Below are 15,394 nucleotides of genomic sequence, written 5' to 3' on the forward strand. Positions count from 1 at the left end.
CCGGTGAGGTCGGCGTAATCGGTGCCCGCCGCCGCGCATGCGGCGACCAGCGGCAACCCGTAGCGGGTGTACGGGCCGACTGTGGTAACGACAACCTGGGTGCGCGCCGCCATCGCGTCCAGCGTCGACGGGGAAGCGGCATCCGCCTGCACGAGTGGCCACGTTTGCGCTGGCTCGCCCAGGGTTTCGCGCACTCCCCGTAAGCGGTCGGTCGACCGGCCGGCCAGTGCAATACGGGCATTCGATCCGGCCCTGGTCAGGTATTCGGCGGTCAGCTTTCCGACAAAGCCGGTCGCCCCGTACAAGACGATGTCGAATTCGCGCTGCGATGCTGTCACGGGGCTGACGCTACTCCGAGAATTTCGGGCAGTTCGCCGGTCTTGCCGAGCACGTGCTCCGCCAGGAATGCGATGACGACGTCGTACCAGATTTTGGCGTGCTGCGGGCCCAGCACCCAGTGGTTTTCGGACGGGAAATACAAAAAGCGGTGCAGGCTGCGGCCGTCGTCGCCGGCGGGTAGGCCCGAGTCGGCCAGCAGGTCGTACCACAGTCGAAGGGCTTCGCCGACCGGTACCCGGTAGTCCTTGTCGCCGTGGATGACCAGCATCGGGGTGGTGATCCGGTCAACGAAGCGGTGCGGGGAGTGGGTAGCGGCCATCTGCGGCGTCATCTCGCGCCGCCAGTAATAGGCGAGGTCAGTGGTCGGACCGAATTGGTCCAACGCCCACAAGCTGGCGTGGGTGACGATCGCGGCGAACCGGTCAGTGTGCCCGGCCACCCAGTTGGCCATATATCCGCCGAACGATCCGCCCATTGCCGCGATTCGGCTGGCGTCGACGCGGGGGTGAGCGCAGATCGCGTCGGTGGCTGCCATCAAGTCGTCGAACGGCGCCGCGCCCCACGCTCCCCAGCCGCGCTGGAGGAACTCTTGGCCGTAGCCGGTGGACAGCCCAGGGTCGGGCAACAGCACGGCGTAGCCTCTGGCGGCCATCAGCCACGGGTTCCATCGCCACGACCAGCTGTTCCAGCTGCCCAGCGGCCCGCCGTGAATCCACAGCAGCAGCGGTGCCGGCGCGGGGTTTTCGGGCAGCACCAGCCAGGAGCGCACCGTGGTCCCATCGGCGGCGGTGACGCTGACATCCTCCAATGTCCCTGGTAGCGCAGGCAATTCACCGCACGGCAGTACGGTGACGCCGCCATCGGGGTCGATCCTCACCGGGTGCGGCGGTGTCGCATACGAACTCCGCAGTGCATACAGCACGCCGCCGGGCGCGGCCGTAACGTCGGTGTAGGCGAAGTCGTCTGCGGTGACCTGGGTGATCGCCGATGTGGCCATTTCGACGGCGAACACCGGCGCGCGACCGGCTTGGTCGGCGGTGACGATTAGCGAGGCACCATCGATCGACCAGGTCACCGATGTCGGCCAGCGATCCCACTCCGCAGCGACGGGCACCGGTTCTCCGCCAAACCGTAAACACTGCAACGTCCTTCGCGGAGCGCAATAGGGAGTGGCGATCGTTTCCCGGGTGAAGGCCACCGCCGAGCAGTCCGGCGAGATTGCCGGATGCTCCAGATCTGCGCCGGGGTCATCAGCGATGACGGTGCGTTCGCCGGATTCGATGTCGATGCGCAGGAGCACCGAGCGCTCGGCCGGCCCCGGTCCGGCAACACGCCAGGTGCTCACCAGGAATCGGCCGTCGGCACTGACGTCGAAGCCGGCTTCGCGTAGCGCCACACCGGGTTGCGGGGTCAGATCACGCGGGCCGCTCACGTCGAGCAGATGAGGCTCGTCGGGGCCGAGGTCCTTGTCCCAGTAGCGAACCGGGTATCCCGCATGCAAGATCGCCGTTACCTTGAAGTCTTTGCGGAGGTCGCGCAGCCGTCGATCGTCATCGACGCTGTCCGCGGCGGGCAGCAGCGGGGCACCGACCACTGTCACCTCAGCGCTGCGCGCGCTCTGCACCATGGAGACGCCGCCGGGCATGGCGAGCACCTCGACGGCTTCACCGCCTTGGGCCGGCAACCGCCACAGCGAGGCGGGCGGCTTGTCTTTACCCTCCGCGTTGTCGGATGTGGGCCGCGACGAGACAAACAACACGTCGCCGTCGGCGGTGAACGCCGGCGACGACTCACCGTAGGTCGAGCGGGTCAACCTGCGCGCGGATGTCCGGCCTGCCGGGTCGACTTCCCAGATCGCGCTGACGTATTCCGTGCGTTTGTCGTTGAGCTCAGCCACCGTGGTGACCACCCGCGAGCCGTCGGCCGAGACCGCCAGGCCGGAAATCCGCGGTAGCGCGAGGTAGTCATCGAGGTTGTCAAATGCCGTTGCGGTCATGCATCTTGCGTAGCACACGCGTGGGCGGCCTCCCCGCCACGCGATAGGTTGGCTGCCCATGGCGCAATGCATCGTGGTGGTGGGTGCGGGTATCGCAGGCCTGGCAAGCGCGGTGGCACTGCAGCGGTGCGGTTACGAGGTCACAGTCATCGAAGAGCGCACCGACACATCGACGGGCGCCGGCATCAGCATTTGGCCCAACGCGTTGGCTGCACTCGACTGGCTCGGTGTGGGCGACGCGGTCCGCGACGCGGGCGGCCGGATCACCGCGGGTGCGCTGCGCTGGCGAGACGGCTCGTGGTTGCGCCGCCCGGCGCCCGAACGATTGGTCAAAGCGCTCGGTGAGCCGTTGGTGGTGGTGAAACGGTCGGTGCTGCGTGACATCGTTGCCGGCGTGCTGAGGCCGGGCTCGGTGGAAACCGGGCTGCAGGCGGTCGGCATCGCCGGCAGCGCCGACGGAGTGCGGATCGAGTTGTCGGACGGCACGGTACGCACGGCGCGCGCGGCGGTGGGCGCCGACGGCACTCGGTCGATGGTGGCGCGGCACCTCAATGGCCCGCTGACCGACCGGTACGCCGGCTACACGGCGTGGCGCGGAGTCGCCGGCTACGCGATGGACCCGGAGTTGGCCGGAGAGACGCTCGGGCCCGGCGTCGAAACCGGCCACGTCCCGATGGGGCCAGACCACACGTATTGGTTCGCTACTGAGCGTGCTGCTGAGGGTCAGCAAGCGCAGGGCGGAGAGCTGCCTTACCTGCGAGCCAAGTTCGCCGACTGGCCGGAACCCGTCCCGACCATGCTGGCGACGACGGCAGAAAGCGACGTGTTACGTAATGACCTCTACGACCGCACCACCGCCCGGCGGTGGGCAGGCGGGCCCATCGTGCTGGTGGGCGACGCGGCCCATCCGATGCGCCCACATCTGGGCCAGGGCGGCTGTCAGGCACTGGAAGATGCCGCAATTCTGGGCGCTTGTGTTCAGCGGGCCACCGACCTGCCCGGCGCCTTCGCCCGGTTTGCCGAATTCCGGCGTCCTCGGGTCAAGCCGCTGGTGCGTGAGTCGGCGTTGATCGGCAGGATCGTCAACCTGCGGCCGACGCTGCTGAGTGTCGCGGCCACTCGCGCCACCGTGCTGGTCCCAGAGTCCCTGCTGACGCGGCATCTGGTGTCCGTGGCGGCGCGGTCGGCATTCGTTCTGCCGGCCGACGGCGACCGCCGGTCCCGTTAGGCCCCAGACAGACGGCGGTGCCGGGCCCGAAGGCCCGGCACCACGTCCAGTCGTCAGGTCAGCCGCGCCTGCCGCAGACCGGCCAGGCACCGATGCCCTGGCTATGCAGGACGTTCTCGGCCACCCGGATCTGCTCCTCGCGGCTGGCGTTGTGCGGGGATCCCGAACCACCATTGGCCTGCCAGGTGCTCTGCGTGAACTGCAGGCCGCCGGCGAAACCGTTACCGGTGTTGATCGACCAGTTCCCACCGGACTCGCACTGCGCAATCGCGTCCCAGTTCACGCTGTACGCCCTGACCGGAGGGGCAGGGGGCGTCTCAGGAGCGGGGGCTGGTGCGTCGGGCGCAGGAGGGGCCTCCTCCGGCGCCGGGGCCGGAGCCTCAGGCGCAGCGGCCTCAGGTGCCTCGGGAGCGGGCGCCTCGGGAGCCGGCGCGTCAGGAGCGGGCGCCTCGGGAGCCTCAGCAACGGCAGCGTCGGTCACCAGCCCATCAGGAGCAGTGCCGAGGGCCGCGTTGGCGTCCCACGCCTCGCCTTCCGCATAGGCGCTCGCGATAAACGGCGCAGTCGGCGCCGCGGTCAGAAACCCTGCGATGCCAGCAAAGATGAGCGTCTTGTGGACGTTCTTCAACCTCGTTCCTTTCGCGCTGCGCGCGCCGAAGCACGCCCACAGATGTGGGCGGGTGCCTGTGTGCAGGCGGTACTGCTGCTTCGGGGAGTGCCGTCTCGTTCCGGCACGACAGCGGGGGCATGGTTCGCCCGGCGGGCTAATGCCCGACGACTGGGAGGCAACTGTCGCCGTCCGCAGCCCCGCTCACACGCGGGTCGGTGGATTCGATTTTTATTTGCCCGTTTGGGGGCCGAAAGGGACCGTACGAAACTTCATCGCATTCGTCATCTCGCGTGATGCGGTATCTCGGTTCCGTCACAGCACAATCACGGCAGTGCGGGCTCGTAGTCTTCGCATGTCAGTCGGGAATTTCGGATTAGTGGCGGCGCCGTAAATTCGTAAACATATCGTGAGCCAAATCACGGGTATTTTGTGAGCTGTGACACGGGTTTTGGGGTCGGTCGTCGCTCAGCTGGACATGTCCGAACGCAGATCGCTGTGCTCACAGGTAATCTGGAGCTGATGTCGTTAGCTGGATCAGCGCCGGCGCCGCAGCAACAACGCGTCGGAGCCGTAAACCGGAATACCTAAGTTTGTAATCAAATATCAAGTGCACCATGGGGTTTCATTTGGATCGAGTAGCCGGAGCGGAACTACCCCGAATGCTGGCGTGCCGGAGCAGCGCCCGGTCACCGACGACAATGCCGTACCAGAATCATTTAATGCCAAGGGATTTCATCGCTCTCCTCTACAGCGAACGACTACTTCGCTGCGGTCATCACACCCGAGTACGAGAGCAGCCCCCGGTCGGAGCGGCCAAGTCGGCTTCTGGCTTAGCAGCGCAATTTGCCGGGGACCGTGGAGTTTTGCCCTTTTCAGATCGCGTGACTCAATGTGGCAGTTTCTGCAACCGGATCGCTGTGCGCCCGGATCGCCGCTGCCCCAAGGCGATCGAAGGCGGCGCCTCCGCCGAATGCGGCCGTCAATTGCTGAATTGAATTGCGAATATCGGACGCTATTGTGTAGGGGATAATTGAATGACCACGGCATCATCGAAATAACAGAAAACGTCAACCGTGTCACAGAATTTTTCGAACAATAGAGAGCGCAGTTTGCCAGAGCGAATTGCGCAGGCATCCCACTAGCAGCCTGGCGGTGTGTGCCGGCAGACCCAGGACGTCAGCGGCTCGGCTGCAGCAGCGCGTTCAGGTCGTCGGCTGAATTGACGTTGGCAAGCGCCTGCGAGACCGATACCACGATCCGTTGAGCGTCGACGCTGTCGACCAACGCTCGCATCGCGCGCTCCCCAGCCGCTACCAGCGCGTCGATTCGCTTGACCAAGTCGGTGCGGTAGACCGCGGCCAGGTAGTGGTCGCGGCCATCCCACGGCAAAACCACGTCCGCGTCGACCTGTGCGGCTCGGTTGGCCAACTCGTCGATCAAATCGGTTGTCAGACGTGGCATATCGACAGCGGACACGAGCGCGTGGCTGGCGCCGGCTTCGGCGGCGGCTCGAAGCCCGCGCCCGGTCGCGATCAGCGGCCCAAGTCCACGCACTTCGTCGCGCACCACTTGGGCCGACAGCGCCGGCAACGGTTGACCCGGCGCCGCGACGACGAAAACCGGCTTGCACCGCTGGCCGACGATGCCGACGACATGTTCGACCATCGTGATCGCGCCCGAGCCCTCGTTCGTTCCTGCGGTCGATCCCGAAACCGGCAGCGGCAACGTGGCCTTGTCTCGGCCCATTCGGCGCGATGCACCGCCAGCTAATACCACCCCCGCCAATGCGATCGGCTGGGTCGATGACTGCGCCACGTCAGGCGACGGTCCAGGTGTCGCGGCCGCGCAGCAGCGATTGCAGCGCTGTCGGGTCGCCGGGAGCCGATTTCTTCGCGGCGCTAACCTGCGCGCGGGCCGCGTCGTCGTAGGTCGGCCGGGTGATTTGCCGGAAAATTCCCATCACGGCGTGCTCGAGGTTTTGGTCGGACAGCCTCGATAGGGCAAACGCGTACGCGGGATCCTCGGTGTGCGCATCGTGCACAACGATGCTCTCGGCTGCGACGTCGGCGGTCTTGGCCACGTCGAGTCCGAAGCCGGAGTGCACTACGCAGTATTCACCGTTGGCGCCGAACGTGATCGGCTCGCCGTGACGGACACGGATCACCCGCTCTTCCGCGCCCTCCTTGCGCAGCGCGTCGAACGAACCATCGTTGAAGATCGGGCAGTCCTGCAGGATCTCGACCAAGGCTGATCCGCGGTGCTCGGCGGCGGCGCGCAGCACCTCCGACAGGCCGTTGCGATCCGAGTCCAGCGCCCGAGCAACGAAACTCGCCTCGGCGCCCAGTGCCAGCGACACCGGGTTGAACGGCTGGTCCAGCGATCCCATCGGGGTCGACTTGGTGACCTTGCCGACTTCGGAGGTCGGCGAGTACTGGCCCTTGGTCAGGCCGTAGATGCGGTTGTTGAACAGCAGGATCGTGAGGTTGACGTTGCGGCGCAGCGCGTGGATCAGGTGATTGCCGCCGATCGACAGCGCGTCACCGTCGCCCGTGACCACCCACACCGACAGGTCGGAGCGGGCCAGCGCCAGACCGGTCGCAATGGCCGGCGCGCGGCCATGGATCGAATGCAGACCGTAGGTCTCCAGGTAGTACGGGAACCTGCTGGAGCACCCGATTCCACTGACGAAGACGATGTTCTCGCGGCGCAGCCCCAGCTCAGGCAGGAAGTTGCGGATGGTGTTGAGGATGACGTAGTCGCCGCAGCCCGGGCACCAGCGGACCTCCTGGTCGCTGGTGAAGTCTTTGGCCTTTTGCGGCTGGTCGGTGGTGGGTACGCCGGAGTGCTTCGACAACGCGGGCGTGATGGACAACTCCGCGTTCGTCAGATCCCCGATCAAGTCGGTCATGCGTCAGCTCCTGCTCCAACCGTCGCCACTGCCAATCTGGCCACTGTGGTTTTGTCTTCCTCGATTTCGGCCAGCGTCCCGCCCAGCGCGGCACTGATCAGGCGGCTCACCTCGTCGGCCAGGAACGAGACACCCTGGACCTTGGTGACCGACTGGGTGTCGACCAGGTACTTTGCCCGCAGCAACAACGCGAGCTGACCCAGATTCATCTCGGGCGCAACCACTTTCGGGTAGCGGCGCAGTACCTCACCGAGATTGGCCGGGAACGGGTTGAGGTAACGAAGGTGCGCGTGCGCGACCTTGATGCCCCTGCGGCGTGCTCGCCGGCACGCTTCGCCGATTGGACCGTACGTGCTGCCCCAGCCGATCAGCAGCAGCTCAGCGTCACCGGTCGGGTCGTCGACTTCCAAGTCGGGAACTTCGATCCCGTCGATCTTGGCCTGGCGCAACCGCACCATCAGGTCGTGGTTTGCCGGGTCGTAGGAGATGTTGCCGGAACCGTTTGCGCACTCCAGCCCGCCGATGCGGTGCTCGAGCCCGGGGGTGCCCGGAATCGCGAACTGGCGGGCCAGGGTCTCGGGGTCGCGGGCGTACGGCTGGAACGGTTCGCCGGCCTTGGCGTAGCTGTGCTCGATGGGCTGCAGCGTGCTGACGTCGGGGATGAGCCACGGCTCTGAGCCGTTGGCAATCGCGCCGTCCGACAACAGGATCACCGGCGTGTGATAGGACACCGCGATGCGTACCGCCTCCAGCGCGGTCTCAAAGCAATCGGAGGGTGACCGCGGTGCAAGCACGGCGACTGGCGATTCGCCGTTGCGGCCGTACATCGCCTGCATCAAGTCGGCCTGCTCGGTCTTGGTCGGCATACCGGTCGACGGGCCGGCGCGCTGCACGTCAACGACGAGCAGCGGCAGCTCGGTCATAACCCCGAGGCCGATTGCTTCGGCTTTGAGCGACAGACCCGGTCCCGACGTGCTGGTGACGCCGAGCGCGCCGCCGTAGGCCGCGCCTAACGCCGCGCAGACGCCGCCGATCTCGTCTTCGGCCTGGAAGGTGATCACGTTGAAGTTCTTGTGCTTGGACAACTCGTGCAAGATGTCCGACGCCGGCGTAATCGGGTAGCTGCCGAGCACCACCGGGATGTCGGCCAGCTGACCGGCGGCGACGATGCCGTAGGCCAGCGCGGTGTTGCCCGAGATCTGCCGGTACTCGCCGGCGGGCAGCTTGGCCGGCGAGATGTCGTAGGTGGTCCCGAAGGCCTCGGTAGTTTCGCCGTAGTTCCAACCCGCCTTCAGCGCCAGCACATTGGCCTCTGCGATATCGGGCTTGCGGGCGAACTTCTCCCGGATGAATCGCTCGCTGGTTTCAATCGGCCGCCCGTACATCCACGAGAGCAAGCCCAACGCGAACATGTTCTTGGCGCGCTGCCCGTCCTTCTTCGACGCCCCGATCGCCTCCACGGCTCCGAGGGTCAGGGTGGTCATCGGGACGGAGTGCACGACGTAGTCGGACAGTTCGCCGTTTTCCAGTGGATTGGTTTCGTAACCGACTTTGGCCAAGTTGCGCTTGGTGAACTCGTCGGTGTTCACGATCACCATCCCGCCGCGCGGCAGGTCGCCGATGTTGGCTTTCAGCGCTGCGGGGTTCATGGCCACCAGCACGTCGGGCCGATCGCCCGCGGTCAGGATGTCGTAGTCGGCGATTTGGATCTGGAAGGACGAGACCCCGGGCAGTGTGCCCGCTGGTGCGCGGATCTCGGCGGGATAGTTCGGTTGCGTGGCTAGGTCGTTGCCGAAAAGCGCTGCCTCGGAAGTGAATCGATCACCGGTGAGCTGCATCCCGTCACCGGAGTCCCCAGCGAAGCGAATGACGACTCGTTCCAGCTGCTGCCGCCGCGGCGCCGCTGTGTCAGCGATATGAGATTCTGAACCGGCTCCGTCGCCGTTCGGACCCACGTCCCCGCCTTCCGTTGCTTCTTTCCGCACGGCCACTCTGCGTTACGACTTCCAGTATCCGCCGTCGGAGTGGATCCGCCCATTTTTATGTCACCGGCAGTACCGATTATGGCACTGCTCTTAAGCATTCATTGACGCCGACGCGGCGTAATGCGTCACCGCTATGCAATCAAACATCAAGGTCACGGCCATCGACACCACGCCGGGCAGGCAAAACTGTGGTGTTCGTCACTTTTGCTGGCACGCCAACTCTAAGAACGACACTTACGCGCCGGTAACATTTGCTAGCACTCGTCGGGGCGCTGGATCTGATTGCCCGGCTCCTCCTCAGGCCGCTACCCGCCTGCATCGGTCGCCGGGCTGGATCTGATTGCCCGGCTCCTCCTCAGGCCGCTACCCGGCCTGCATCGGTCGCCGGGCTAGGCGCTTTTGTCGCGGCGCTCCGTGCGCGACGGCTTGCGCGGCACGATCGTCGGCAGCACGTTGTCTTGCACGGTTTCCTTGGTGACCACAACTTTCGCGACGTCGTCGCGGCTGGGGATGTCGTACATCACCGGCAGCAGGACTTCTTCCATGATCGCGCGCAGGCCGCGAGCGCCGGTGCCGCGGTGGATGGCCTGCTCGGCGATGGCCTCCAGCGCATCCTGGGTGAACTCCAGCTCCACGCCGTCCATCTCGAACAGCCGCGTGTACTGCTTGACGAGGGCGTTCTTCGGCTGGGACAAGATCTTGACCAGAGAATCCATGTCCAGGTTGGTGACCGAAGCGATCACCGGTAGCCGGCCGATGAATTCTGGGATCAGGCCGTACTTGATCAGGTCTTCGGGCATGACTTCGGCGAAGTGGTCGGTCGTGTCGATCTCGGCTTTGGAACGCACCTCGGCTCCGAAGCCCAGTCCGCGTTTGCCGACCCGGTCGGCGACGATCTTCTCCAACCCCGCGAAGGCGCCCGCGACGATGAACAACACGTTGGTGGTGTCGATCTGGATGAACTCCTGATGCGGGTGCTTGCGCCCGCCCTGCGGCGGCACCGACGCCTGGGTGCCCTCGAGAATCTTCAGCAGCGCCTGCTGCACACCTTCACCGGACACGTCACGGGTGATCGAGGGGTTCTCGCTCTTGCGCGCGATCTTGTCGACCTCGTCGATGTAGATGATGCCGGTTTCAGCGCGCTTGACGTCGTAGTCGGCGGCTTGGATGAGTTTGAGCAGAATGTTTTCCACGTCTTCACCGACGTAGCCCGCCTCGGTGAGCGCGGTGGCGTCGGCAATGGCAAACGGCACGTTGAGCATCTTGGCCAGCGTCTGCGCCAGGTAGGTCTTGCCGCAGCCGGTGGGCCCCAGCATCAAGATATTCGACTTGGTCAGCTCGACCGGCTCACCGGAGCGCGAATCACGGCCTTTCTCGCCGGCTTGGATGCGCTTGTAGTGGTTGTAGACGGCGACGGCCAGCGTCCGCTTGGCGTTGTCTTGGCCGATGACGTAGCTCTCGAGGAATTCGCGGATCTCAGCGGGCTTAGGCAGCTCGTCGAGTTTGACGTCGTCGGCGTCGGCGAGTTCTTCTTCGATGATCTCGTTACAGAGGTCGATGCACTCATCGCAGATGTAGACCCCGGGCCCCGCAATGAGCTTCTTGACTTGTTTTTGGCTCTTTCCGCAGAAGGAGCACTTCAGCAAGTCACCGCCGTCTCCGATGCGCGCCATGGTGCTGGTGGCCTACTTCCTGTTCGCCGTCCGTCGTCGTGTGCCGCGTGTATTTCCCGACGCTACCCGCTTGCTCGGGCACGACGCGACCGATAGCGGCGAATAGCGTCGGTGGTATTCGTGCTTGTTTCTGCTGCGAACATATCCCGTTATCCGGCGCCTGGCAGCCCGGAACGCGCTGACGTGTCCCTGGCGTGTCGCGGCCGTTACTCGACCGAGAGGCGGCGCGTTCACCGACCCTACAGTTGAGTCCGTGGGATTCGCCGTGCCCGACGATACCGTCTTGATCGGCGATGGCGGGCTAGCCACGGAACTCGAGGCGCGCGGCAACGACCTGTCCGACGCGTTGTGGTCGGCGAGGCTGCTCGTCGACGCTCCGGATGAGATCACCGCGGTGCATGCCGCCTACTTTCGCGCCGGCGCGACGTTCGCCACCACGGCGACCTACCAGGCATCGTTCGAAGGCTTCGCCGCCCGCGGGATCGCGCGCGACTATGCTGTCCGGCTGCTGCGGCGCAGTGTCGAGCTTGCCGCGATCGCGCGCGACCGCGTGGGCGCTGCCGGGCGGTGGCTGGCGGCCTCGGTCGGGCCGTATGGCGCGGCGCTCGCCGACGGGTCGGAGTATCGCGGCCGCTACGGCCTCAGCGTCGCGGAGTTGCAGAAGTGGCATTGGCCACGGCTGGAAGTGCTGGCGGAAGCGGGCGCCGACGTACTTGCATTGGAAACCGTGCCCGACATCGACGAGGCCGAGGCGCTGGCGAATCTGGTGCGGCGGCTGGCGGTGCCGGCCTGGCTCAGCTACACGATCGAGGGAACCCGCACCCGTGCCGGGCAACCACTTGCCGACGCGTTCGCGGTAGTTGCCGGGGTGCCGGAGATCGTCGCGGTCGGCGTCAACTGCTGTGCGCCCGACGATGTGCTGCCGGCGATCGGGGCAGCCCGGCAGACCGGAAAGCCGGTGATCGTGTATCCCAACAGCGGGGAACGCTGGGATGCTGCGCGGCGAGCGTGGGTCGGCCGTTCGCGGTTCTCGGCGGCACTGGCGGCGCAGTGGGTCTCCGCGGGAGCACGCATCGTCGGCGGGTGTTGCCGGGTGCGTCCGCCCGACATTGCCTCGGTAGCGCGAGCAGTCGCAACGGCACCCTAAAAACGGCTTTCTCGGGCGCGTTTTGCGTGAGTCGGCTGCCTAAGCGGTCTGAGCAGAGAGCTTCCGGTACTCCAGCACGGTGTCGATGATCCCGTAGTCCTTGGCCTCTTCGGCGGTCAGGATCTTGTCCCGGTCGGTGTCTTTGCGGATCACGTCGGCGGGCTTGCCGGTGTGGCGGGCCAGCGTGACTTCCATCAGCGTGCGCATCCGCTCGATCTCGGCGGCCTGGATTTCCAGATCCGAGAACTGACCCTGGATCACACCGGCCAGCGACGGCTGGTGGATCAGGACACGAGCGTTGGGCAGTGCCATGCGCTTGCCCGGTGTTCCGGCGGCCAGCAACACCGCCGCGGCCGATGCCGCCTGGCCCAAGCACACTGTCTGAATGTCGGCCCGCACGTATTGCATGGTGTCGTAGATCGCCATCAGTGAGGTGAATCCGCCGCCGGGGGAATTGATGTACATGGTGATGTCGCGGTCGGGATCCAACGACTCGAGCACCAGCAGCTGGGCCATGATGTCGTTGGCCGACGCGTCATCGACTTGCACGCCGAGGAAGATGATGCGTTCTTCGAACAGCTTGTTGTAGGGGTTGGATTCTTTGACGCCCCAACTGGAGTGCTCAATGAACGACGGCAGGACGTAGCGGGCCTGCGGCTGGATTTCGGGATTCATGATGGTGCTCCGTTAACTGGGGCGTTGGTGATGATGTGGTCGACAAACCCATAGTCCAGGGCTTCCTGGGCAGTGAACCAGCGGTCGCGGTCGGAGTCCGCCACGATGCGTTCGACGGGCTGGCCGGTGAACTCCGCGTTGAGCCGGAACATCTCTTTCTTGATCAGCGCGAACTGCTCGGCCTGGATGGCGATGTCGGCGGCGCTGCCGGTCACCCCGCCCAGTGGCTGATGCATCAGGATCCGGGCATGCGGCAACGCGTAGCGCTTGCCCTTGGTGCCCGCAGCGAGCAGGAACTGGCCCATCGAGGCGGCCATGCCCATCGCGTAGGTCGCGATGTCGCAGGGCGCCAACACCATGGTGTCGTAGATGGCCATGCCGGCGCTGATCGAGCCGCCGGGCGAGTTGATGTACAGCGAGATGTCCTTGCTCGAGTCTTCAGCCGCGAGCAGCAGAATCTGTGCGCAGAGCCGGTTGGCGACGTCGTCGTTGACCTCCGAGCCGAGAAAGATGATGCGCTCGGCGAGCAAACGCTCATAGATCGAGTCGGTGAGGTTGAGACCCAGCGCATTCGAACGCATGTCTGTCACGACGGAATACCTGCTTTCTCGAGTTGCGTCTGCACCGACACTAACCAACCGGCGCCGCGATGCACTCCCCGAAGTGCGCGCGTTCGCTCACAGCGTGGCGCGGTGCCGCCGCACGCTTCGTCACACCGGGGCGCACCCACATCGGATTAAGCCTCGTCGGCTGCGGCCGCTTTAGCCTCACCGGCCTCGTCAGCGTCTTCAGCCTCACCGGTCTCGGCCCCGTGGGAAGCGGACCTGCCGAAGAACTCACTGGTGTCGACGGCGTTGCCGTCGGTATCGGTGACCGTTGCCGCCTCGACCACCGCGGCCAGCGTCAGCCCCCGCCGTACGTCGGCGAACATGGCGGGCAGTTGGTTGTTCTGCTGCAGGAAAGCCAGCAGCTGCTGCGGCTCGACACCGTACTGCCGTGACATCAACACCAGTCGTTCGGTGAGGTCGTCCTGACTCACCTGGATGTCGAGATCATCTGCCAGGGCGTCGAGCAGCAACTGGGTCTTGACCGTCTTCTCAGCCGTGGTGCGGGTATCGGCGTCGAACTCCTCGCGTGAGGAGCCCTGCTGGGCCAGCGCTTCGGCGAAGCGGGCCTCGTCGTGGTCGAGGCCGTGAAGCGCGTTGTGCAGGGTCTCGTCGACGTGGGCCTGCACGATCGCCTCCGGCAGCGGCATGTCCACCTGCTCGAGCAGGCTGTCCAGCGTGGCGTTACGAATCTTTTCGGCCTGCTGGAGTTGCTTGACCCGGCGGACTTGCTCGACGACGTTGGCACGCAACTCCTCGATAGTGTCGAATTCGCTTGCCAATTGGGCGAACTCGTCATCCAGCTCAGGCAGCTCACGTTCCTTGACCGAGCCGACCGTAACGGTGACCTGAGCCTCCTTCCCCGCATGCGGCCCGTTCGCCAGCGTGGTGGTGAACACGCGTGACTCGCCGGCGGACAAGCCGACTATCGCCTCGTCGAGACCGTCGATGAGTTGGCCGGAACCTACTTCGTGGGTCAGACCTTCGGTCGCCGCTTCCGGGACTTCCTCACCGTCGACGCTGGCGGACAGGTCGATGGAGACGATGTCCCCGTCGGCGGCGGGCCGGTCGACCGGGGTCAGGGTGCCGAAACGGGCACGCAGCGACTGCAGTTCGGAATCGACGTCCTCGTCGCTGACTTCCACCGGCTCCACGGTGATCTTCAGCGAACTCAGGTCCGGAAGCGTGATCTCGGGGCGAACGTCGACTTCGGCGGTGAAAACGAGGTCCTTGCCGTATTCCTTCTTGGTCACCTCGATCTCGGGCTGGCCCAGCGGGCGGACATCCGACTCCGTCACCGCCTGCCCGTAGCGGCTGGGCAGCACGTCGTTGACGACTTGATCGAGCATCGCTTCGCGGCCGATGCGGGCTTCGAGCAGCTTGGCCGGTGCCTTCCCCGGACGGAAACCCGGCAGCCGGACTTGTTTAGCCAGTTCCTTATAGGCCCGTTGGAAATCTGGTTCGAGCTCGGTGAAAGGCACCTCGACATTGATGCGAACCCGGGTGGGGCTCAGTTGCTCAACGGTGCTTTTCACGGGTGTGCTCCTCGGTGTCGATTCGTGGCGGGCGGCTCGTGGACGCGAGCTGGGCTGGTCGGGGTGGCGGGATTTGAACCCACGGCCTTCCGCTCCCAAAGCGGATGCGCTACCAAGCTGCGCTACACCCCGCGCTGACCTCGCGATCCTACGGCCCGACTTCGCCGTCCCGGCAGCTGCCTCACAGCAAAGTCACGGGACGGGCTCATTTGGATTTGATGTCTGCCCCGACGTACAGTCGCGCTCGAGAATTTTCTGCGGGCGTAGCTCAATGGTAGAGCCCTAGTCTTCCAAACTAGCGACGCGGGTTCGATTCCCGTCGCCCGCTCGGATCTGGGCTCCCCGATAGCCGATAAAGCTGAGGAGGACGTCGATCAAACAGATGGGCGACGTCGACATTCACGGGACGTGCGCGCCGCGCTTCGAGCGGGTACGTGACGCGTTCGAGCAGAATTTTGCGCTACGCAACGAGGTCGGTGCTGCCGTCGCGGTCTGGGTGGACGGCGACCTCGTTGTCAATCTGTGGGGCGGTTCCGCCGATGCCGCCGGTACCCGGCCATGGCGCGAAGACACGCTGGCCACTGTGCTGTCCGGCACGAAAGGCCCGACGAGTACATGTGTGCACCAGCTCGCTGAACGCGGTGAGATTGACCTGCATGCACCGGTTGCCCGCTATTGGCCGGAATTCGGCCG

13 protein-coding genes and 2 tRNA genes are annotated in these 15,394 nt (G+C 65.4%); 4 read left to right on the top strand and 11 right to left on the bottom strand.

Annotated features, from left to right (window positions below):
- Positions 1-338 (bottom strand): saccharopine dehydrogenase NADP-binding domain-containing protein (locus VFA16_RS20730; protein ID WP_324969632.1); only part of this gene is annotated, 338 nt, incomplete at its 3' end.
- On the bottom strand, positions 335-2,335 hold the full coding sequence (locus VFA16_RS20735; RefSeq protein ID WP_324969633.1) for a S9 family peptidase: 2,001 nt from the start codon (positions 2,333-2,335) through the stop codon (positions 335-337). The genes VFA16_RS20730 and VFA16_RS20735, both read right to left, overlap by 4 nt.
- Before the next feature lie 58 nt (positions 2,336-2,393).
- Here VFA16_RS20735 and VFA16_RS20740 point away from each other — a divergent pair, with 58 nt between their 5' ends.
- Positions 2,394-3,563 (top strand): FAD-dependent oxidoreductase, encoded by a 1,170-nt coding sequence (locus tag VFA16_RS20740; RefSeq protein WP_324969634.1) that lies wholly within the window; start codon positions 2,394-2,396, stop codon positions 3,561-3,563.
- 58 nt (positions 3,564-3,621) lie between these two features.
- Here VFA16_RS20740 and VFA16_RS20745 read toward each other — a convergent pair whose 3' ends face one another.
- From VFA16_RS20745 to clpX, 5 genes are all read right to left on the bottom strand, one after another.
- Positions 3,622-4,191, bottom strand: coding sequence for a transglycosylase family protein (locus VFA16_RS20745; protein ID WP_324969635.1), 570 nt, complete (start codon positions 4,189-4,191; stop codon positions 3,622-3,624).
- 1,158 nt (positions 4,192-5,349) lie between these two features.
- Positions 5,350-5,988: a molybdenum cofactor guanylyltransferase gene (gene mobA, locus VFA16_RS20750; protein WP_324969636.1), complete on the bottom strand. Its 639-nt coding sequence runs from the start codon at positions 5,986-5,988 to the stop codon at positions 5,350-5,352.
- Position 5,989: 1 nt separating this feature from the next.
- Entirely contained in the window at positions 5,990-7,081 is a 1,092-nt protein-coding gene (locus VFA16_RS20755; protein WP_324969637.1) for a 2-oxoacid:ferredoxin oxidoreductase subunit beta, read from the bottom strand.
- The gene (locus VFA16_RS20760) at positions 7,078-9,036 is read right to left on the bottom strand and encodes a 2-oxoacid:acceptor oxidoreductase subunit alpha (protein ID WP_324969638.1); all 1,959 of its coding nucleotides are present in this window, start codon (positions 9,034-9,036) and stop codon (positions 7,078-7,080) included. Before VFA16_RS20760 ends, VFA16_RS20755 begins: the two co-directional genes overlap by 4 nt.
- A 419-nt stretch (positions 9,037-9,455) precedes the next feature.
- A complete protein-coding gene (gene clpX, locus VFA16_RS20765) occupies positions 9,456-10,739 on the bottom strand; it encodes an ATP-dependent Clp protease ATP-binding subunit ClpX (RefSeq protein ID WP_083084323.1) in 1,284 nt (427 codons plus the stop codon).
- Positions 10,740-11,004: 265 nt separating this feature from the next.
- Between clpX and mmuM the strand changes: the two genes are divergently transcribed.
- Positions 11,005-11,886: a homocysteine S-methyltransferase gene (mmuM, locus tag VFA16_RS20770; protein ID WP_324969642.1), complete on the top strand. Its 882-nt coding sequence runs from the start codon at positions 11,005-11,007 to the stop codon at positions 11,884-11,886.
- Positions 11,887-11,925: 39 nt separating this feature from the next.
- Here the strand turns inward: mmuM and clpP2 are convergent, their stop codons facing one another.
- From clpP2 to VFA16_RS20790, 4 genes are all read right to left on the bottom strand, one after another.
- On the bottom strand, positions 11,926-12,561 hold the full coding sequence (gene clpP2, locus VFA16_RS20775; protein WP_324969639.1) for an ATP-dependent CLP protease proteolytic subunit ClpP2: 636 nt from the start codon (positions 12,559-12,561) through the stop codon (positions 11,926-11,928).
- Positions 12,558-13,142: an ATP-dependent Clp protease proteolytic subunit gene (locus tag VFA16_RS20780; protein WP_324969643.1), complete on the bottom strand. Its 585-nt coding sequence runs from the start codon at positions 13,140-13,142 to the stop codon at positions 12,558-12,560. The genes clpP2 and VFA16_RS20780 overlap by 4 nt, the downstream gene beginning before the upstream one ends.
- A gap of 155 nt (positions 13,143-13,297) precedes the next feature.
- Positions 13,298-14,701 carry a trigger factor gene (gene tig, locus VFA16_RS20785; protein ID WP_324969640.1) on the bottom strand — a complete coding sequence of 468 codons (1,404 nt, stop codon included), beginning with the start codon at positions 14,699-14,701 and terminating at the stop codon, positions 13,298-13,300.
- A 55-nt stretch (positions 14,702-14,756) separates the two neighbouring features.
- Positions 14,757-14,833: transfer RNA gene (locus VFA16_RS20790), tRNA-Pro, on the bottom strand.
- Positions 14,834-14,958: 125 nt separating this feature from the next.
- Here VFA16_RS20790 and VFA16_RS20795 point away from each other — a divergent pair.
- Both VFA16_RS20795 and VFA16_RS20800 read left to right on the top strand, forming a co-directional pair.
- A tRNA-Gly gene (locus tag VFA16_RS20795) sits at positions 14,959-15,029 on the top strand.
- Between the two features lie 54 nt (positions 15,030-15,083).
- On the top strand, positions 15,084-15,394 hold a 311-nt coding region (locus VFA16_RS20800), incomplete at its 3' end, for a serine hydrolase domain-containing protein (RefSeq protein ID WP_324969641.1).

Source organism: Mycobacterium sp., assembly GCF_035653355.1.
In the GTDB taxonomy this organism is placed as follows: domain Bacteria; phylum Actinomycetota; class Actinomycetes; order Mycobacteriales; family Mycobacteriaceae; genus Mycobacterium.

Excerpts from the sequence above, each read along its gene's own strand:
- VFA16_RS20755 (WP_324969637.1), bottom strand. The coding sequence starts at position 7,081 with ATGACCGACTTGATCGGGGATCTGACGAACGCGGAGTTGTCCATCACG.
- VFA16_RS20740 (WP_324969634.1), top strand. The coding sequence starts at position 2,394 with ATGGCGCAATGCATCGTGGTGGTGGGTGCGGGTATCGCAGGCCTGGCA.
- VFA16_RS20735 (WP_324969633.1), bottom strand. The coding sequence starts at position 2,335 with ATGACCGCAACGGCATTTGACAACCTCGATGACTACCTCGCGCTACCG.
- clpP2 (WP_324969639.1), bottom strand. The coding sequence starts at position 12,561 with ATGAATCCCGAAATCCAGCCGCAGGCCCGCTACGTCCTGCCGTCGTTC.
- clpX (WP_083084323.1), bottom strand. The coding sequence starts at position 10,739 with ATGGCGCGCATCGGAGACGGCGGTGACTTGCTGAAGTGCTCCTTCTGC.
- VFA16_RS20780 (WP_324969643.1), bottom strand. The coding sequence starts at position 13,142 with ATGCGTTCGAATGCGCTGGGTCTCAACCTCACCGACTCGATCTATGAG.